This window comes from Chryseobacterium joostei, assembly GCF_003815775.1.
GTDB classification, from domain to species: Bacteria; Bacteroidota; Bacteroidia; order Flavobacteriales; family Weeksellaceae; genus Chryseobacterium; species Chryseobacterium joostei.
Genome location: NZ_CP033926.1, coordinates 3,555,611 through 3,577,015 on the forward strand (window position 1 = coordinate 3,555,611; position 21,405 = coordinate 3,577,015).

Consider the following 21,405-nt stretch of genomic DNA (forward strand, 5'->3'; position numbering starts at 1 on the left):
TATATATTGTTAAACGATTATGAAGATAATAAAATTATAGAATTATCTTATTTTATAATCAAATTCAGGTCTAATAATACCAGGAAGGACACTAATATTATCGCCTAATTTAACGTTCTCAACCTCAAAACCAACAATTTCATTGGCAATAAAAAGAGGGATTTTCTGATCCTGCCCGAACATGAGCTTGAAATAATAATTACCTGTATTGAGTAAATGAGCTGGTATTTCAAATTCTACTTCATATTCTTTTCTTTGAGAACTATTGTTTTTTGCAATAAAGGCCCCTGTATGAAAGACAACAGCCTCTTCATAGGTTCTTAGTTCAAAAGTAGTATCCAGATTAATATTTTCTTTATAGTTATAAAATCTTAAGCGGATTTTTACTCCGGATTCAATATCTAGGAAGTCGCCTTGAGCCGGAGTTGCAGAGAACTCTAAAATTCGGATGTTTTCATTTCCTATCGCTGTTTCTAGAGAGCCATTATGAATGTAGCTACTTTGTCTTTCAGAATTTTTCTGATATTCAATGATTGTGTTTTGAATATCGCCGTTGTAAATAAGTTCCCCCTGGTTAAGAAGAATGCCTTTTTGACAAAGTTCTTTTATTGCGGTCATATTATGACTTACGAAAAGAATAGTTCTTCCTTGTCCTTTGGTAACATCGTCCATTTTACCAAGGCATTTTTTCTGAAAATCAGCATCTCCTACTGCAAGAACTTCATCTACAATAAGAATTTCAGATTCCAGGTGGGCAGCAACGGCAAAAGCAAGACGTACATACATTCCTGATGAGTATCTTTTTACAGGGGTGTCAATATATCTTTCAACACCTGAAAAATCTACAATTTCATCAAATTTACGCTTGATCTCCTTTCTGGTCATTCCAAGAATGGCTCCATTTAGAAATACATTTTCGCGTCCTGTCATTTCAGGATGAAAGCCTGTTCCCACCTCTAAAAGAGAGGCAATTCTTCCGTTGGTATATATTTTTCCCGTTGTAGGCTTAGTTACTTTACTTAAAAGCTTTAGTAAGGTTGATTTTCCAGCTCCATTTCTACCTATAATTCCTACTGCGTCACCTTGTTCTATTTCAAAATTAATATCCCGAAGTGACCACACATAATCGGAATTTCCCTTAGAAGCCCTGTCATTGGTTTCACCAATTTTTAAATAGGGATCTTCTTTGCCTCTTACTTTATACCAAAGCCTGTTGAGATCATGAGACAGGGTTCCTGTTCCAACCTCACCCAAACGATACTGTTTTGATATGTTTTCTGCTTTTAAAGCTAGCATGTTTTTACTGTTTTAAATTTTTTATTCAAGTGTTTTATGTCAAACTATACAGTGTCCATAAATGTTTTCTCCACCTTGTTAAAGGTAACGACTCCAATAACAAGCAGGATCAGAATAATAATGGTACTTACAACCAGCATTACAGGAGAAAAATCTCCTACTCCTAACCAACCGTACTTGAAGCATTCAAAAATACCTGTTAATGGATTAAATTTTGCCAGTTTTTTGAAATATCCCGGAAGCATAGATACGGGATAGATAACAGGAGTAGCATACATATATAAGGTTATCCCGAATGCTAATAACATACTTAGATCCTTATATTTTGTAGTAAGAGCTGAAAATATCATTCCAACTCCTAATGCAAATAAGGCCATAAGGATTAGCAGAAGGGGAGTAGCTAAAATCCACCAGTTTGGAGAAATTTCGTTATTAAAGAAATAATATGCCCAGACAATAAAAAATAAGATGAACTGAACACTTAAACGCATCAGATTTGAGATCACAATTGAAAGTGGGGTAACTAATCTTGGGAAATATACTTTACCAAAGATATTAGCATTTCCCGTAAATGTAGCTGTTGTACCCAGTAGGGCGCCAGAGAAATAATTCCACAAAGTTACACCTGAAAGATAAAATACTATACCAGGAGCCCCATCCGTAGATAGTTTGGCAAACTTCCCAAAAATAATCAGATAGGTAATAGTTGTAAAGATAGGATTAATAAAAAACCAAATCGGCCCTAAAATGGTTTGCTTGAAACTAGATATAAAATCTCTCTTTACAAACATGTAAATAAGATCCTTATATCTCCAGACCTCTCTGAGTTTTAAGTCAAATAAAGAATGATCTGCTTCAATCGTTTCTGTCCACTTTTGTTGTGGTTCATTCATTTGTGTAAGTTTTTTGCAAATTTATAATAATTAATTCTTACCGGATTTTTTAGTTTGTAAATAATCATTCATATAAAACTAAAAAATAACAACTAATATATTGATATTTGTTTTTATGAACAAAAACTATTGGCCATAAAGCCAATAGTTTGTAAGATTTATAAATTATGTGGTTATTTACCTACGAGTTGCTTCAGGTATTCTCCATAGCCACTTTTCCCATACTTTGCTGCAGTTTCCAATAATTTCTCCTCGTTGATAAATTTATTTCTGAAAGCAATTTCTTCAATACATCCAATTTTGAAACCTTGTCTTTTTTCAATCACGCTCACAAATTCGGAAGCGTCATGAAGAGAATCAAAAGTTCCGGTATCCAGCCATGCTGTTCCTCTGTCCAAGACACCTACTTCAAGTTTTCCGTTTTTTAGATAAACGTTGTTGATGTCAGTAATTTCAAGCTCTCCTCTTGCAGATGGCTGTATGTTTTTGGCAATTTCTACGACATCATTGTCATAAAAATATAATCCCGGAACAGCGTAGTTCGACTTAGGTTTCAAAGGTTTTTCTTCAATAGAAACAGCTTTGAAATTCTCATCAAACTCTACTACACCATATCTTTCTGGATCTGCTACGTGGTAAGCGAAAACGACACCTCCGCTTGGGTTAGTTTTGTTTTTTAGTAAGGTACCCATTTCAGAACCATAGAAGATATTGTCACCTAAAACAAGTGCTGCAGGATCATTACCAATAAACTGGTCTCCAAGAATGAAAGCTTGAGCTAAACCATCCGGGCTAGGTTGTACAACATATTCTATATTACAACCGATTTGAGAACCATCACCTAAAAGTTTGATGAATCCCTCCTGGTCATGTGGAGTGGTAATGATCAAAATATCCTTAATTCCTGCCAAAAGCAATGTGGAGAGTGGATAGTAAATCATAGGTTTGTCATAAACAGGCATTAGCTGCTTGCTTACAGCAATTGTTAGAGGGTAAAGTCTTGTTCCGGATCCTCCGGCTAATATTATTCCTTTCATCTTTTTATTATTTTATATTCTCTATTGCATAGTCCATCTGATTTTTAATATTCAAATCAATGGTAGGTGTCATTAAAAGTGCAGAGTTGCCCCTTGATAATTTGCCTCCTATACTCTTATGGAACTTAATCAACTCTTTTAGATTTTTTTCTGATATAAAAGAGAATGAACTATATAATGAAATTTTAAAATCATCAAAATTAAAGTTATTGATGATTGAATTGGCCTGTTTCTTTGTAAGCAGTTCCTTTGGCGGATCTACATTATAATCAAACATTTTGAGTTCGAGATACTCTTTAGCATAATTGATCAATGCTTCCTTGTACTGAGAAGCTTCTATAAATTCATCAATCAACTTTTGTTGAGACAAATTTGACATTGCAGGAGGCGGAGGGGGAAACTCCTGAGCCGCGGCAAAAGAAGAGAATACTACAAAAAACAATGAAACAATATACTTCATTATGTTATTTTAGTTGTATTGGTTTTCGTAATACTTCTGATAATCTCCACTGGTCACATTCTCTAACCATTCTTTGTTTTCAAGATACCAATCAATGGTTTTTCCTAATCCTTCTTCGAAAGTTACTGATGGCTTCCATCCTAAATCTTTATTAAGTTTAGTAGCGTCAATAGCATAACGTTTGTCATGGCCCGGTCTGTCCTTTACAAAAGTGATTAGCTTTTCAGAATGTCCTTCAGGTTTACCAAGCTTAGCATCCATTTGTTTGATAAGTTCTTTTACCAAATCAATATTCTGCCACTCATTGAACCCTCCGATATTATATGTTTCACCGGTTTTTGCTTCATTGAAGATCTGATGAATCGCTCTGGCGTGATCAATTACAAATAACCAGTCTCTGGTATATTTTCCATCACCGTAGATTGGCAAAGGTCTTTCATTGATAATATTGGAGATGCAAAGTGGAATTAGTTTTTCCGGAAAGTGATTGGGGCCATAATTGTTTGAACAGTTTGAAACAATGAATGGCATCCCGTATGTATTCCCGTATGCTCTTACCAAGTGGTCAGATGCTGCTTTAGATGCGGAATATGGAGATTGTGGATCATAAGAAGTTGTTTCAAGGAAAAAACCGGTTTCCCCTAGACTTCCATATACTTCATCTGTAGAAACATGATAGAATAGGTTTGTTCTTTTCTCATCCGGGAATCTTCCGTGGGTATGGTCAGGATTTAATGTCCAAAATTCCTTACATAGATTAAGAAGGTTGGCTGTTCCATTTACATTCGTATTGATAAAAGCCATTGGATCTGTAATGCTTCTGTCAACGTGGCTTTCTGCTGCCAAATGAATAACAGCGTCAGGATTATATTTTTCAAAGACCTTTCTTAATTCTTCAGGTTTTGTAATGTCAGCTTTTTCGAAAACATAATTAGGTTCATTTTCAATGTCCTTCAGGTTTTCAAGATTTCCGGCGTAGGTTAATGCATCAAGGTTGATGATTGTCATGTTCGGATTGTTTTTTACAAATTCTCTTACAACATGAGATCCAATAAATCCGGCTCCCCCTGTAATGATTACATTATTCATTTTTTGTACTTTTATAATTGTGAGTGTGTAATTTAATAATTGTTTTTAGTCTTTCTAAACTAAAAATACTTCCTTTCGAAACGATATTAACGTCATCATATAGCTCTGCCGTATCTTTGTCCCGTAATATATTTTTATTCAAAAGTACGGATTCAAAAAGTCCTATTTGTTTTAATTGGTCAATATTTACAAAATAATGTCCGGGTCTTTCTCCTTTGCTGCCATAATTCTTTATATAATAAGTTATAAAAGGGCTAGCCAAACCAACCGGATCTATGAAGTAAGTATTTCGACTCTCTGGAAGCAATGGTGTATGGAGCATCTGTACATTGTTGCTAATGGATGTCACATCTTTTATCGGTTTATTATAGATGAAGTTTATGTTTGAAAACTTTTCTGTATAATATTCCCTTTCGTTCGTTAAAATAAAATGTCCTTTTACATATTTATCTGCATATAGCTTTACTACCGGAGGAAAGAAAAACATAAGGGCAAATAAGATCAATGAAAATGCAGATACTTTGATGAAATTTTTTTTATAAACCCGGATTTCTTTTGTTGAGATAAATTCTATAATTGAAATGATGGAAATAGGTACTAAAATAGTAAACAGTCTTCCAAACATATAATCACGTACCAGGAATATATAAATAAGATAGAAGATAATCCCAAGAAATATTTTTTTATTAGTAAAATATGAACTGTATAGCCCCAAAGCTATTAGCAGAAACATAGGTTTACTTTCGAATATGTTTTCCTTATAATAAAATAGGGATTGGTAAATATTGAAATTATTGGTTTTAAGATAAAAGCTATTAGGAAAGATACTTCCAAAATAAAAAAAAGAAAATGCCAACCAGCTCAATATTATAATACACATTGTTATAAATCCTTTTGTGAATTTATGCTTGTAGAAATAATAGAGTATCGTAGGACAAACTATTAGAAAAAAATCATATCGGGTGAGGAAAACTAAAGCAACAGCAATGGGAAGTAGAAAAACCGATTTTGGGTTCTCCTCGTTCATGCTTAGTATCGTAAACCATGCTATAACCGAATATGATAATGAATTTTCTAGGCCGCTGGTACTGAAATCAATATAGAATTTTGAAGCTAATAATAAACCAAAACTAAATAGCAATATAAAGATTTTTTCAGGCTTACTTGTTGTAGTTTTTAAATATAAATATCTCAATATCATTGTAATTGATGTTATTGAGAATATCATATTAATGATAATAGGAATGTTAAATATTTTATTGTCTGAAATATGAAATACATTAAATAATAAATCAAAAATGTAGGTGAGGGGAATAGATACGATAGTAAAAAGAGGAGACGTTGAAACATATGTTCTTTCTCCTAAATTCCAGACTAATCCCAATCCATTCAAAACATTGTATGATTGGTATGTAACTGAAAGTCCATCTGAGGAAACCCATTTGGAATAATATATCAAACTAAAATAAATCAGTCCTAAGCCAGCAATAAGCCAAAATTTGAAATCTTTTACAATTGGCATAATTTAGGAAATCGTTTTTCTACCTATACTCTTATAATAAAATCCATTTTGTTGCGGGATTTCTAGCGGATACATATTTCTTCCGTCAAAAATTACTTTATTTTTCATCTTCTTAGCTATGAGTTCAAAATTAGGATTTTTAAACTCAGGCCATTCTGTAGATATAAATAAAGCGTCTGCATCTTCCAGTGCATCATACATACCTTTAGCATATTGTATTTTATCACCAAGAAGTTTTTTTACATTATTTTCTGCAACAGCATCATAGGCTACAATTTCTGCGCCTTTTTCTAATAAGAGGGCAATATTATCTAAAGAAGAAGCCTCTCTGATATCATCTGTATTGGCTTTGAACGCAAGTCCCCACATGGCAATCTTCTTTCCTTTGATGTTTCCTCCAAAGTATTTTTCAATTTCTGCAACAAGAATTACTTTCTGTGCAGTATTTACATTTTCTGTAGCTTCAAGGATCTGGAAATTAAAATCTTCCTGTTTTCCGGACTTAATAAGTGCCTTTACATCCTTCGGGAAACAGCTTCCACCGTATCCAATACCTGGAAACAGGAATCTGTGTCCAATTCTGTCATCGCTTCCCATTCCTAATCTTACCTTATCTACATCGGCGCCTACCTTTTCACAGTAATTTGCAATTTCGTTCATAAAGGTAATTTTTACAGCTAAAAATGAATTAGCGGCATATTTTGTAAGTTCAGATGATTTCTCATCCATAAAGATAATAGGAATTCCTATATTGGTAAATGGCTGATAAATTTTAGCCATAATGTCTTTTGCTTTCTCAGAACTGGCTCCAACAACTACTCTTGAGGGGTTCATAGAGTCTTCAACAGCGAATCCTTCTCTTAAAAATTCAGGATTTGAAACAACATCAAAAGGGATGTCGGTTTTAGAGGATATCGCTTCTCTTACCTTGTCTGCAGTTCCTACAGGTACTGTGCTTTTATTCACAATAACCTTATACTCTGTCATCATCTCACCTATATTATTGGAAACCTGAAGCACATAAGATAAATCCGCAGATCCGTCCTCTCCCGGAGGAGTTGGTAATGCTAAATAGATCACCTCACTTTTGTCTAAGGCTTCTTTAAGATTGGTGGTGAAGAATAGTCTTTCAGATTGGATGTTTCTAAGGAACATCTCTTCAAGGTTCGGCTCGTATATGGGAACAATGCCGTTTTTCATACCCTCTACTTTTTTTTCATCAATATCAACACAGTATACTGAATTGCCAAGTTCTGCTAAGGTAGTTCCTGTAACTAACCCTACATAACCTGTTCCTACAATCGTTATATTCAAAATGTTTGGTTTTTTAAATTCAAAGGCAAAAATAATAAAAATACTTTCACTTGCTCTTTTAATTTATCGTAAATGAAATTCACGCTATTTACTTGATAATAAGATAATTTTGCATTTTTAGAAAAAAGACGTATATTTGCATTGGATTTACGGAAAAAATGGGAAGGCTTCGGAAGAAAGCCTTTTTTCGTACTGGTAAATCAAGATAAAAATTTATGGAGTTTAGAAAAAGAATTGAAGAATTATTAAATGAATTCCTTGAGACCAGAGAAGATCTGTTTCTTATTGATCTTAAGTTCTCTGCAGGGGATGACATTACAGTGATTTTAGATGGTGACAACGGTGTTTCATTGCAGGATTGCCTTGATGCAAGCCGTGCGGTAGAATTCAATATGGATCGTGAAGAACATGACTTTAGCCTTCAGGTAATGTCTGCAGGATTAAGTGAGCCATTGTCTACTCCAAGACAGTTTAGAAAAAATTTAGGAAGAGAGATTGAAGTGATGCTGGAAGATGCTTCTAAAATTGAGGGAGAGCTGTCAAAGGCAGATGAAGATAAGATCACACTTGTTTTACGTTACCGCAAACCGAAAGAAGTCGGAAAAGGGAAAGTAGACGTGGAGGAGGAAAAGGAAATTCCTTACTCTGAGATCAAAAAAGCATTAGTAGTAATTAAATTTTAAAAAAGAAAAAAGAATAGATGGATAATATAGCGTTGATTGAATCCTTTGGTGATTTTAAAGACGAAAAGGGGATCAGTAAGATTGATCTTATGGCAATTATTGAGGATTCACTGAAGACACTTTTGAGAAAAAGATTTGATTCAGATGACCACTTTGACGTGATTGTAAACCCGGATAAAGGAGATTTTCAGATATTTTTAAATAAAACGATTGTTGAAGACGAAATGTCTGAAGACGATGACCTGGAAATTGAAATTTCTGAAGCAAAGAAAATTGACCCTACCTTCGAAGTAGGTGAAGACTTTACCATGGAAATTCCTGTTGCTCAGTTAGGAAGAAGAAATATTCTTACCCTGAAGCAGATCTTGGCTACAAAACTTCAGGAGCATAACAATGCAATGCTGTATGAGCAATTTAGAGATAAAATTGGTGAAATTGTTGTTGGGGAAATCCACCATATCCGTCATAAGCATGTGATCTTGTTAGACGACGAAGGAAACGAATTTATTTTACCAAAAGAAAACCAGATCCCATCTGACTTCTTTAAAAAGGGTGAGAATATCAGAGCTATTGTTGAAACAGTAGACTTTAAAGGTTCAAAACCACAGATTATTATTTCCAGAACTGCACCTAAGTTCCTTGAGAAGTTATTAGAGCTGGAAATCCCTGAAATTCAGGACGGAACCATTATCCTGAAAAAGGTAGTGAGAATTCCTGGTGAAAAGGCGAAGATTGCAGTAGATGCTTACGATGACAGAATTGATCCTGTAGGAGCCTGTGTAGGAGTAAAAGGATCCAGAATTCATGGGGTTGTAAGAGAGTTGAGAAATGAAAACATCGATGTCATTCAGTGGTCTAAAAACCCTGAGATTTTGGTGAAGAGAGCTTTAGGAAACGTTACCGTTAATAAAATTGATATCAACGAAGAGCAAAACTACGCGTTAGTATATACTCCTGTTGAAGAGATTTCTAAAGTAATTGGAAAACAAGGACAGAATATTAGACTGGCTTCTTGGTTGTCAGGATATGAAATTGATGTATACAGAGAATCCAGCGAGGATGACGATGTTGAATTGAGAGAATTTAATGACGATATCGAGCAGTGGATTTTGGATGAGTTTAAGAAAGTAGGACTTACAACTGCAAAATCAGTATTAGATAAAGAAACTGAAAGTCTTCTAAATATGGTTGACCTTGAAGAAGAAACTATCGAGGATGTTAAACGTATTCTGAGAGAAGAATTTGAAGATTAAGATGTAAAATAAATCTTAATAAACAGTAAAAAGGAAATACTTTAATTTTAAAAATTAAAAAATAGTAAATAATATAGATGCCAAAAATTAGATTAAATAAAGCGGTTAAGGAATTCAACATTTCGATGTCCAGATTAGTAGAATTTTTACAATCGAAGGGTATCGTGGTTGAAAGCAATCCTAACGCTCAATTGGAAGAATCGGCATATTCTGCATTGGAAGCTGAGTTTGCTAAAGATGGCGAACAAAGAAAAGCTTCCCATGAGGTGGTGATCACTAAAGTTCCGGAAGAAAAACTGGAAATTGAAGAAAAGAAAACCCCTGAAGTAATAAGAGCTAAAGCAAATAAACCAGAAACTAAAATTTTAGGTAAGATAGATCTAGAACCTAGCAAGCCCGAAGTTGAAGAGGCTCCTACAGCTCCTGTGGCTCCTGTAGCTCCTGTAGCGAAACCGGTTGAAGAAAAGAAAGAAGAAATAGTGAAAGAAGAACCGGAAGTAAAGGCAGCTCCTGAAAAGCAGGAATTTAAAGTTTTAGATAAAATTGATTTGTCTCAAATAGAATCTAGAAATAGACCTGTGAAAAAAGACAAACCAAAAGTAGAGGAGAAAAAAGAAGAAATAAAATCTGTGGAACCAGTGAAAGAAACTCCCAAACCTGTCGTTACTGAAGAGAAAAAAGTAGAAGCTCCAAAAGTAGAAGCTGAACCAGAATCTCAGGAACCTCAGAAAATCGAGACAGTTTATCAAAAACTTGACGGTCCTAAGATTGTTGGAGAAAAGATTGACTTAACTCAGTTTGCACCAAAACCAGGTTCTGGAGCAAAAAAGAAAAGAAAAAGAATTGAAAAACCTGGAGGCCAGAATAATAACCAACAAGGCCAAGGGAATAACCAAAACTCCGGAAATAACAACCAAGGAGGTGGTCAAGGTGGAAACCGTCCTCACAACAATGGTGGTCAAGGTGGTCAAGGAAACCGTCCTCAAGGGCAAGGTGGCCAAGGAAACCGTCCACAAGGTCAGGGAGGTCAAGGTGGAAACCGTTTTGGAAACAATAACCAAAACCGTCCAGGCGGTCAAGGTGGTGGATTTAAGAAAGGTGGTCAAAATAACAGACCTGGTCAAAGAGTTATGCCAGTTGAATTAACTGACGAACAAGTTAAAAACCAGATCAAGGAAACACTAGAAAAACTTACCAATAAAGGGGGTAAATCTAAATCTGCAAAACACAGAAAAGATAAGAGAACTTATCGTAGAGAACAAGATGAGCGTCAGCAGGAGCTTGAAGCACAAGACAGAACTCTAAAAGTTACAGAATTTATTACAGTAGGTGAATTAGCGAGCTTAATGAACGTTTCACCAACAGAAGTAATTTCTGCATGTTTCTCACTTGGGGTAATGGTTACCATGAACCAAAGATTAGAAGCTGATACCTTATTATTAGTAGCAGATGAATTTGGTTATAAAATTGAATTCTCAGATGCTGATCTTGAAGAAAGCGATAGCGAAGAAGAAATCGATAACGAAGAGGATCTTGTATCAAGAGCTCCAATTGTAACGGTAATGGGTCACGTTGACCACGGTAAAACTTCATTGCTTGACTACATCAGAAAAACAAATGTAATTGCTGGTGAATCCGGAGGAATTACACAGCATATTGGTGCTTATAACGTGAAGCTTGAAAACGGACAGAGAATTACTTTCTTAGATACTCCTGGTCACGAAGCGTTTACAGCGATGAGAGCCAGAGGTGCTCAAATCACGGATATTGCAATTATTGTGATTGCTGCCGATGATGATGTAATGCCACAAACTAGAGAAGCAATCTCCCACGCACAGGCTGCTGGCGTACCAATGATTATTGCTTTAAACAAGGTAGATAGACCAACTGCAAATCCTGATAATATTCGTCAGCAACTTTCAGGAATGAATATCCTGGTGGAAGAATGGGGTGGAAATGTTCAGGCGCAGGAAATTTCTGCGAAATTTGGTAACAATATGGATGTTCTATTGGAAAAAGTATTGCTTCAGGCAGAAATGCTTGATTTGAAAGCTAACCCTGATAGAAACGCTCAAGGTGTTGTTATTGAAGCTTCACTAGATAAAGGTAGAGGATATGTTGCCACAATGTTAGTACAAACAGGTACTTTAAGAGTAGGGGATTATGTTGTTGCTGGTAAAAACCACGGTAAGGTAAAAGCAATGCTTGATGAAAGAGGTAGAAACCTTACAGAAGCAGGTCCATCTATTCCTGTAACTATTTTAGGATTAGACGGAGCGCCTACAGCGGGTGATAAGTTTAAAGTATATGAAGATGAGAGTGAAGCTAAAACTATTGCCAATAAGAGAGAGCAACTTCAGAGAGAACTTTCAATCAGAACTAAGAAACATACTACACTTGAAGAATTAGGTAGAAGAATTGCCTTAGGTGATTTCAAAGAATTGAACATTATCTTGAAAGGTGACGTGGATGGTTCTGTTGAAGCACTATCTGATCAATTACAAAGATTATCTACTGCAGAAATTAACGTAAATATTCTTCATAAAGGAGTAGGTCAGATTACTGAATCTGATGTTAACTTAGCTGCTGCTTCAGATGCAATTATTATTGGATTTAACGTAAGAGCTGGTGGTAACGCTAAAGAGCTTGCTGATAGAGAAGAGATTGAGATCAGAAACTATTCTGTAATCTATGCTGCTATCGAAGAAGTAAAAGAAGCTATGGAGGGAATGCTTTCTCCTGAGATTAAAGAACAAGTAATCGGTAATGTTGAGATCAGAGAGGTATTTAAAATCTCTAAAGTCGGAACAATTGCAGGATGTATGGTTCTTACAGGAAAAGTAGCGAGAAACTCTAAAGTAAGAGTGTTGAGAGATGGTATCGTGAAGTTTGACGGAGAGCTGGAAAGCTTGAAGCGTTTCAAAGATGATGTAAAAGAAGTAACTAAAGGTTACGAATGTGGTCTGAATCTGAAAGGCTATAACGATATTGAAGTCGGAGATATTCTTGAAGTTTACGAAGAAGTAGCTGTTAAGAAAAAACTGAAATAATTTAATTCAGATAAATTATAAAAGCCGTCCCATTGGGACGGCTTTTTTGTGTATTTTTTTTGAAAAATTTCTTTCTTAATATGATGCTTACTCTTAAGAGTTTGTCTTGTTGATTAAAAAATTCTTAAGTTTTTTTCTTTGGAAATTTATTTTGGTTTATGGATTTTCTTATTAGCGTATAGGTGTCGAATTTTTCAATCTTTGCAAGTTTTTGAGATAATATTGAAGTTAATTATTCCCTTTTAAGGGAATGTGTTTTGTGTCTAAAATTGGTACTTTAAGAGGCTTTTTTAAGATAAAAAAAAGATACTTGTTAAAATTTGGGTATATATCGATAAGCAATTTTGGAAATTGGGTTGATATTTTACTTGGATATAGTTAGTTCGTTGAAAATTAGCACTATTATAATTTAGATTTATTATAAATAATTTTTTATCGACTGATTATTAAGTGTTAAAATAAGTGTTTTTAAGGGGTAATTTTAAATTTTGTTAAATTTAAATCGTTAAAAATTACGAATTCTTCTATATATAGGGCTGTTGGCCTATCGGATTGTGAACAAAAGCACCAAATGTATAGGTAAAAAATTTGCTAGTGTTAATATTTATTAACATATTTGCCTCTAAAATATATTAAAATTTGTTAATATGAATGTTAAACTACGTGTATTATCTGCAGGAGTTTTGTTCTTTATGGGAGGACAGACGTTGCTGGCACAAAAAAAAGCTAATGATACAATTCCTGAAAAAACAAAGGAAATTGATGAAGTAGTCGTTGTTGCTTTCGGAACTCAAAAGAAGCAATCTATTGCAGGATCTGTTGCAAAAATCGATGCTAAAGAACTAGCTAATGTTCAATCGAGTAACATGATCACTTCACTATCTGGTAAAGTAGGTGGGGTACAGATTACTACGAATTCAGGACAACCTGGGGATCCACCACAGGTTAGATTTAGAGGTCTAGGATCTTTATCTTCTTCAAATAACCCTCTTTATGTAGTGGATGGTATGCCTTTTAACGGGAATATCAGTGCATTAAATAATAATGATATTGAAAGTATCACTTTCTTAAAGGATGCATCTGCTAACGCATTGTACGGTAGTAGAGGAGCAAACGGGGTTGTAATGATTACAACTAAGAAAGGGAAAAAAGGAAAAATGAATGTTACTTTTGATACAAAATTCGGGGTGAACTCGAGAGCTGTAAAAGAGTACGATTTAATAACAGACCCAGGAGAGTTTTATCAGGTTTATTTTGAGAGACTTAGAATAACCAATATGGCTCAGGGAATGAACTATGCAGATGCATCTGCTGCTGCTGCTGCTGATCTTATTGATGGTGATGAAGGACTACGTTATAATGCTTATAATGTACCTGGAGATCAATTAATTGACCCTGTAACAGGAAAGCTTAACCCAAATGCTAAACTTTTATATCAAGATGATTGGCAAAAAGAAATGTTTAAGCCAAACACTAGACAGGAATATAATGTTAGCATTCAGGCAGGATCTGATAAGCTTAACACTTATTTCTCAATGGGATATCTGAATGATCAAGGTTTCTTATTGAATTCAGGATTTAAGAGATTTACAGGACGTTCAAAGGTTGATTATCAGATTACAGATAAATTAAAATTAAGTACTTCATTCAACTATACTAGAGCTGATCAAGTTGCTCCAAACTCTCAGTCAGGAAACTCTCAATATTCTAACTTAATTGGATGGGGAAGAAATATCGCTCCTATTTATCCAATCTGGGCGAGAAATGCTGATGGTAGTTTAAAATATACTAGAGAGGGTGATGTAATGTACGACTTTGGTCATCCAGGTAACGTTAATGGTATGGGATTAATGAGACCTTATGGAGGAGGATTAAACGCTTATGCTAAGGCTCAATTAGACCAAATCAGAAATATTGAAGATAATATTAATGGTAGAGCTAGTTTGTCTTGGGATTTCTTTGACGGATTCAATTTTACATATAACTTCGGTATAGATATCTTAAATGGTAACTATAGCGGTTATGGTAACCCTCTAGGTGGTGACTATGTAGGTTATAATGGACAAGTTAGATCTTCCACTTCATTCGAACAAACATTTAATAACCAACAGTTATTGTCTTGGAAAAAGAACTTCGGGAAGCATAATCTTGATATCATGATTGGTCATGAAAATAATGATTATACTGCAAAGATGCTTTCCGGAACAAGAACGAACTTGGTAATCCCTGGCTTGAATAACGTAAGTAACGGTTCAAGATTCTCTGATCTGAATGGTTATAATGACTACTATAATGTTGAAGGTTTCTTATCCAGAGTGAATTATGGATATGACAATAAATACTTTGTTAATGCCAGCTTCAGAAGAGATGGTTCTTCAGTATTCAGCCCTGAAAACAGATGGGGGAACTTCTTCGGTTTAGGAGGTGCATGGATGGTATCTAATGAAGACTTCTTAAAAGGTAACAAAGCTATAACAAGTTTAAAACTTAAGGCAAGTTACGGGGAGCAAGGAAACGACGCTTTGTTCTATCCATCTTCAGTAAATATCAACCACAGAAGCTATTTTGGATACGCAAGAAACTATAAGGCTTACCAATCTCAATGGGAAAACATCCCTGATGCAAGTGGTAATATTTCCATTGTACAGGTGTATGTAGGAAATGAGGATATCAAATGGGAAACTTCTAAGAACTTTAATACAGGATTTGAGCTAGAATTATTCAATAGAGTTAATATTGATGTTGAATATTTCCAAAGAAAAGTTCAGGATCTTCTATTTAACTTCCCGCTACAATTATCTACAGGTACAGGTTTCCAAACAAGAAACATTGGAGATATGCAGAACACTGGGGTTGAATTGAATATTTCAGCTGATATCATCAAAGGAGAAGACTTTAACTGGTCAGTTTTTGGAAATGGTACTTATTATAAAAATAAGGTTACTTATCTACCAAATTCATTTACTTCAGGACTTTTCAAATTTGATGAGGGTAAAGAGGCGTATACTTACTATATGAGAAAATTTGCAGGAGTAAATGCTGCTAATGGAAATGGTATATGGTACGTTGATACTTTTGATGCAAGTGGTAATGTTACAGGACAAACAACTACTGAGAACTATGCGGCTGCTACTCTTTATTCACTAGATAAATCTGCAAACCCTAAATATTACGGAGGATTTGGAACTAAAGTAGGATACAAAGGAATTAATCTTTCTGTGAATTTTGGGTACCAATTCGGTGGATACATGTATGATGCTACTTATGCAGGAATGCTACAGTCTAGATCATCAGGTGACGTTACCAACTTCCACAAGGATATCTATAACACATGGACTCCTAATAATACTAATGCTTCAATGCCGGCTGTTGACAGACAGAGACAAAATAACATGGCAACTTCTGATCTATTCTTGATCAAATCAGATTATATAAGTTTAGAGGATGCTTCTATTACTTATGATCTTAGCAAGAATCTATTACCAGAAGGAATTTCAGGAGTTACTTTTGGGGTATTTGGTACTAACCTAGCTCTTTGGTCAAAAAGAAAAGGAATGGATCCACGTTTGACGAACTTAGGTAGTTCATTGGCAACCAATGGTACATCTATGAACAAATATGGAGCTCAAAGAACAATCTCTTTTGGTTTAACAGTTAAATTTTAATTAAAATGAAAAAAATATTCGGAATACTATTTTGTTCCACTATCATATTGACAGGGTGTAGCAAAGATTATTTGGACACTGATTTGAAATCAACGATTAATCAGGAGCAAATTGACTCATCACCAGCGGCTTTACAAGGACTTGTAAATGGAGTGTATACCAGTCTTCATACCTATGGTTTGTCAGAATCTTCTACTCATGAAGCTTGGGGACATAAAGCTGTGCTTTCAGCAATGGATATGATGTCCAATGATATGTTGAATAACAGAGCTAGCTGGTTCAGCGCCTTTTATAACTATACGGGAAGAATCCAAACAAGTGTTAGAACAACGATGATTTGGAATACATATTTTCAACAAATCAGAGCTATTAATACTGTAATTGCATCAATTGAAAAAACTGGGGTTACTCCTCAAAACAAAGCAATCTACGGTCAGGCATTAGCTCTAAGAGGATATATGCATTTCATGTTGGCTCGTGTTTTTGGACCAACCTATGTAGGACATTTAAATGCAGATTGTATTCCTGTTTATACTGAAGTTACTTTAGTAGGGAAAACTCGTTCTAATGTAGATACTGTATACAAACAAATCGTTAAGGATCTTACTTCTTCATTGCCTTATTTAGTTGGTTATACCAGAGAGAACAAGGAGAAAGTTGATACTCGTGTAGCAAAGGCATTCCTTGCAGAGGTTTACTTAGAAATGGGAAATTACGCTGGTGCGGCTACAATGGCTCACGATGCTAGAACAGGTATTACCCAACCAACACAAGCACAATGGCTTGACGGATTTTACGATCTTGAAGCGAGTCCAGATGCTATCTGGGGAGGAATTATCTCGGAAGCTACTACATCTTTCGTAGCAAGTTTCTTTGCACACTTTGATAATACTGATCCAAACGGATATGCTGTTGTTTTCAATAAGTTAATTGATAGGAGATTATATGATGCAATGCCTGCAACTGACTATAGAAAAAAAGCTTTCCAGTCTGCTAATAATGCTGCTCCTTATAATGGAGTAGACGGTGTAAGCTTACCTAAGTATGCCAGTCTTAAATTTATTGATAAATCAATAGGCCAAGGAGGAGACTACATTTACATGAGAGCTTCAGAAATGTATTATATTGAAGCTGAAGGTTTAGCAAAATCAGGTAATGAGGCAGGAGCAAAAGCTGTTTTAGCTGAAATTACTCAATTGAGAAACCCTGCTTATACTGTAACAGCATCAGGTTCTGCACTAATTGATGAGATTATTCTACAAAAGAGAATCGAGTTATGGGGTGAAGGATATGCTTGGACTGATATGAAGAGATTAGGAGTAGGTCTATTAAGAGACTATCCAGGAACTAACCATAATCTTGCTGCAGGTAGAATAAATATTCCGGCTGGAGATTTAAGATTTACTTTCCAAGTTCCTCAAGCGGAAATTTTAGCTAATCCAAATGTTACACAAAACCCTTAATAGGTTAGTTTAATATTCATAATACTAAATAGGCTGTCTCACTTTCGAGACAGCCTATTTTATTTACTATTATTTCTTATTTTTGCTGTACAATAATGAATAATGAAGTATATACTTTTCATAATCACTCTTTTTAGCTTTGCTGCCAAGGCACAAGTTGTAAATACAACAGATACAAACAAGTCTAAGCAATCAGGAGATACCCTAGTCATAGATTCAGGTAAGAAAGATTCCTTAAAGATCTTTAAACCTACCATCAACGACTATCAATTTCAAACCCAGTTTTCAGAAAAGAAAGTTTTTGATACGGTGATGACTTTTGATAAAACCCTTATCTTTTCACAATACAATAATACCGATAACTTTGGAAGAGTACAGCCTGCTAATATTGGAGCAGGATTTAATCCATTGGTATTTGAAGTAAATGCTGAACAGAATCTTTCCTTGTTGCCATCCAATAAATCTTACATGATTCTTGGGGCTAATGAGGTAAAATATTATGATGTAAAAACACCTACTGCTACATTTATCTATCATAATGCCATGAGAAATGGAGCAGCTTTACAATCTACCTATACCCAAAATATTGGGAAAAGATTCAACTTTGCCCTTGAATACATGGGACTTCGTTCACAGGGATTGTATAGAAATTCATTATCAGCGAATAATAATACCCTATTCTCGGGACATTATATTTCTAAAAGTGGTAATTATGAACTTTTCGCCCACTATCTTCATCAAAACGTAAACAATCAGGAAAGTGGTGGTATTACTGAAGATAATCTTTTTCAAGAGGGAGCTAGTGATTATAAAAACAGACAGAATGCTCAGGTAAATTTAGCATCAAGTAGTTCACAATACGCTTATAGAAGGTACTATTTGAGCCATCAGTTTACGCCATTCAATGCAGAAAAGTTTCCTTTCAGCATCAGACATACAATGTCTCATCAGGGAAATAAGTACTATTATAATCAAGGAGCATTGGAAACTTATTGGTATGATCTGCCTACGGAACTAGTCAACGGTTTTCCATTGACTACAAAAAAATACTCCAGTAACTTTAGTAATACAGTAAGCTTAGTTTTTAACAATGAAAAATTCAAGCTAGATGCCGGAGTTCGTTACCAGACAATTAAGTTGGGAATAAGAGATGTTGTTTCCTTTAACGGAGTTCCTTTTCCTGAAGAGCTTAAGGAAAGCAGAATTGGGGCTGTAGGAAATCTACAGGTAAAACTGTGGGATAAAGTTCAGTTGAATTCATTTTTAGAGTTTTCCAACGGAAGTCAGTTTAAGAGTTTTCTTAAAACAACAAACAATCTGAAATTTGAGCCGATAAAAGATTACTTTGTTAATGCAAAAGTGAATTTCCAAAGTGCTTATCCATCATTCAACTACTTATTAAATACTTCGGTTTACAACAATTTTAATTACTATCTTGAAAATGCAAAGAATCAATCTGTGATGGAAATTGGAGGAAGTGTTAATCTGAAATGGTTCAAGACACAAATCTTTGCCAACTACTTCAGAATTGATAATTATACTTATCTTGATAACGATGCTAAACCTGGATTTGGAGCTACACCAAAACAAAGTGAAAGCTCAGTCAATATCTCTCAGATCGGGGGAGATGCAACATTCAGTTATGGTAAATTTCATTTGAATACAAGATTACATTTCCAAAATGTAATGACTAATAAAAATTTGTTACCGATGCCAAGTTTTATCGGAAGAGCTAATTTCTTCTACCAAACACAAGCATTTAAAAAGGCAGCTGAAATTCAGGCAGGGCTTAAAGTGTATTACTTCTCTAAATTTGCTTCAAGAGATTATTCACCAATCCTTAATGAATACATCCTTCCCAATGCAGATTCATTCTCAATCGGAGGGCAGCCAATTGTTGACCTATATATTAATATGAAAGTTAAGAAGATGTTCTTTTTCATAGAAGGTCAGCAAGTTGGAACCTTTATTTCTAATAACAAAGCATATGCGTTCCCACATTATCCGGTGTATGATTTCAGATTGAATATTGGGATTGTGTGGTATATGTTCAACTAAAAATTATACAAGTTGAAAACAATCAATAAAATATCATTTAACGATATAGAAAGCATACCTCAATTGGTAAAGGATTTTTTGAATCAAAAAATTGAGGGTTTTGAAAATAATACATTCTCTTTAGATCACTTTAGGCAGCAAATCCATCTGAAAAAAGATTCTTTTTCATCAGAGCAAAGGGATGTTTTATTTGATGTGTTTGAAAGGCAATTGTCAGAACTAACCCTTTCTTCAAAACAGAAAGAGAATCTGGGAAATCTTAAGTTACCAAATACATTTACGATCACAACAGGACATCAGCTAAATCTCTTCTCAGGACCTGTTTTCTTTGTTTACAAAATTTTGCAGACCATTAAGACATGTGTCTATCTGAAAGAAAATTTTCCGGATTTCAACTTTGTGCCAATTTATTGGATGGCGTCTGAGGACCATGATTTTGTGGAAATTAACCACTTCAAGACCGAGAATAATTACTACGAAACTAACGAGATATCCGGTGGTCCAGTAGGTAGAATTCAAATTAATGACACCTATTTTATTTCAGAATTTGAAAAAGAATTCAAGGATTCGGTTTTTGGAACTGAATTGATCTTAATGATGAAAGAGGCCTATAAAGTTGGAAATACTTTAACGCAAGCCATCAAAATATTGGTCAACCGTCTTTTTTCCGAGTTTGGACTTTTGATATTAGATGGAGATTCGAGAGAGCTTAAAGAAAAGATCAAAGATGTTTTTAAAGATGAATTGCTTCAGTTCAGTTTGCAAAAAACGTCAAAAAATAAAGTAGATTTCCTGACAGAAAAATACGGAAAGGTCCAGGTAAACCCTCGTGATATCAATCTTTTTTATCTTTCTGAAACAAGGGACAGAATTGATTTTAATGGGCAGAAATATATTATTGTAGATACAAATATCCAGTTTACAGAAGAAGAAATCATCAGAGAGTTGGAAAATCATCCTGAAAGATTCAGTCCAAATGCCTTAATGCGTCCGGTATATCAGGAGAAAGTATTACCAAACCTAGCTTATATTGGAGGAAATGCAGAAATTATGTACTGGCTGGAATTGAAAGATTATTTTTCAAAAATTAAGATTCCGTTCCCAATCCTGATCCCAAGAAATTCTATGCTTTTCCTAAAGGAGAAAACATTAGGGAAAATTGAGAAGCTTGATCTTAAAATTGAAGATTTTTTCCAAAACTTTACCGTAATTACCAATCATAAAATTTTAAAGGATAATCCTGTTTTAAAATTGCTGGAAGAAAAAGAAGAGCTTTTAATTAACAATTTTGCTCAGCTAAAAGTTTCTGCGGAATCCACAGAAAAATCCTTTGGAAATATGGTGAAGGCAGAAGAAGTAAGACAGTTGAAATCTTTTAAAAGAATGAAAAAACGTCTGCTTCATGCTGAAAAAATAAAACAAAATGAATTGCTGGAAAGACTTGAAAATTTGTTTTTAGATGTACACCCATCTAAAACCTGGCAGGAAAGAGTCTACAACTTTAGTGTATTCTTTTCAGACTACGGCTATTCGTGGCTTGAAAATTGTTTGGAAGAGATGGTGGTTCAAGATTCCAAATTAATAATTGTTGCCATTTAATTTTAAAGAAGTATTTTTGTAAA

General features: G+C 34.6%; 15 protein-coding genes. 8 read left to right on the plus strand and 7 right to left on the minus strand.

What is annotated here, in order from left to right:
- Positions 1-42: 42 nt before the first annotated feature.
- The 6 genes from EG359_RS16195 to EG359_RS16220 form a co-directional block, all read right to left on the minus strand.
- Entirely contained in the window at positions 43-1,296 is a 1,254-nt protein-coding gene (locus tag EG359_RS16195; RefSeq protein ID WP_076353182.1) for an ABC transporter ATP-binding protein, read from the minus strand.
- A 44-nt stretch (positions 1,297-1,340) separates the two neighbouring features.
- Positions 1,341-2,189: an ABC transporter permease gene (locus EG359_RS16200; protein WP_076353183.1), complete on the minus strand. Its 849-nt coding sequence runs from the start codon at positions 2,187-2,189 to the stop codon at positions 1,341-1,343.
- A gap of 173 nt (positions 2,190-2,362) precedes the next feature.
- Positions 2,363-3,226: a glucose-1-phosphate thymidylyltransferase RfbA gene (rfbA, locus tag EG359_RS16205; RefSeq protein ID WP_076353184.1), complete on the minus strand. Its 864-nt coding sequence runs from the start codon at positions 3,224-3,226 to the stop codon at positions 2,363-2,365.
- Positions 3,227-3,233: 7 nt separating this feature from the next.
- The gene (locus EG359_RS16210; RefSeq protein WP_076353185.1) at positions 3,234-3,686 is read right to left on the minus strand and encodes a hypothetical protein; all 453 of its coding nucleotides are present in this window, start codon (positions 3,684-3,686) and stop codon (positions 3,234-3,236) included.
- Positions 3,687-3,695: 9 nt separating this feature from the next.
- Positions 3,696-4,775, minus strand: coding sequence for a dTDP-glucose 4,6-dehydratase (rfbB, locus tag EG359_RS16215; RefSeq protein ID WP_076353186.1), 1,080 nt, complete (start codon positions 4,773-4,775; stop codon positions 3,696-3,698).
- Positions 4,768-5,508, minus strand: coding sequence for a hypothetical protein (locus tag EG359_RS16220; RefSeq protein WP_123867418.1), 741 nt, complete (start codon positions 5,506-5,508; stop codon positions 4,768-4,770). The genes rfbB and EG359_RS16220 overlap by 8 nt, the downstream gene beginning before the upstream one ends.
- Before the next feature lie 571 nt (positions 5,509-6,079).
- Here EG359_RS16220 and EG359_RS22500 point away from each other — a divergent pair.
- Entirely contained in the window at positions 6,080-6,226 is a 147-nt protein-coding gene (locus EG359_RS22500; protein WP_164463072.1) for a hypothetical protein, read from the plus strand.
- Between the two features lie 74 nt (positions 6,227-6,300).
- Here EG359_RS22500 and EG359_RS16225 read toward each other — a convergent pair whose 3' ends face one another.
- Positions 6,301-7,611 carry a UDP-glucose dehydrogenase family protein gene (locus EG359_RS16225; RefSeq protein ID WP_076353188.1) on the minus strand — a complete coding sequence of 437 codons (1,311 nt, stop codon included), beginning with the start codon at positions 7,609-7,611 and terminating at the stop codon, positions 6,301-6,303.
- 215 nt (positions 7,612-7,826) lie between these two features.
- Between EG359_RS16225 and rimP the strand changes: the two genes are divergently transcribed.
- From rimP to bshC, 7 genes are all read left to right on the plus strand, one after another.
- The gene (rimP, locus tag EG359_RS16230) at positions 7,827-8,294 is read left to right on the plus strand and encodes a ribosome assembly cofactor RimP (protein ID WP_076353189.1); all 468 of its coding nucleotides are present in this window, start codon (positions 7,827-7,829) and stop codon (positions 8,292-8,294) included.
- Positions 8,295-8,311: 17 nt separating this feature from the next.
- Complete coding sequence (nusA, locus tag EG359_RS16235) at positions 8,312-9,547, plus strand: transcription termination factor NusA (RefSeq protein ID WP_076353190.1); 1,236 nt, start codon at positions 8,312-8,314, stop codon at positions 9,545-9,547.
- Positions 9,548-9,624: 77 nt separating this feature from the next.
- Entirely contained in the window at positions 9,625-12,597 is a 2,973-nt protein-coding gene (gene infB / locus EG359_RS16240; RefSeq protein ID WP_076353191.1) for a translation initiation factor IF-2, read from the plus strand.
- A 647-nt stretch (positions 12,598-13,244) separates the two neighbouring features.
- Positions 13,245-16,262, plus strand: coding sequence for a SusC/RagA family TonB-linked outer membrane protein (locus tag EG359_RS16245; protein ID WP_076353192.1), 3,018 nt, complete (start codon positions 13,245-13,247; stop codon positions 16,260-16,262).
- Between the two features lie 5 nt (positions 16,263-16,267).
- Positions 16,268-17,725 carry a RagB/SusD family nutrient uptake outer membrane protein gene (locus EG359_RS16250; protein WP_076353193.1) on the plus strand — a complete coding sequence of 486 codons (1,458 nt, stop codon included), beginning with the start codon at positions 16,268-16,270 and terminating at the stop codon, positions 17,723-17,725.
- Positions 17,726-17,827: 102 nt separating this feature from the next.
- Positions 17,828-19,783, plus strand: coding sequence for a putative porin (locus tag EG359_RS16255; RefSeq protein WP_076353194.1), 1,956 nt, complete (start codon positions 17,828-17,830; stop codon positions 19,781-19,783).
- Positions 19,784-19,795: 12 nt separating this feature from the next.
- Positions 19,796-21,382: a bacillithiol biosynthesis cysteine-adding enzyme BshC gene (bshC, locus tag EG359_RS16260; protein WP_076353195.1), complete on the plus strand. Its 1,587-nt coding sequence runs from the start codon at positions 19,796-19,798 to the stop codon at positions 21,380-21,382.
- The last annotated feature ends 23 nt before the right edge of the window (positions 21,383-21,405 follow it).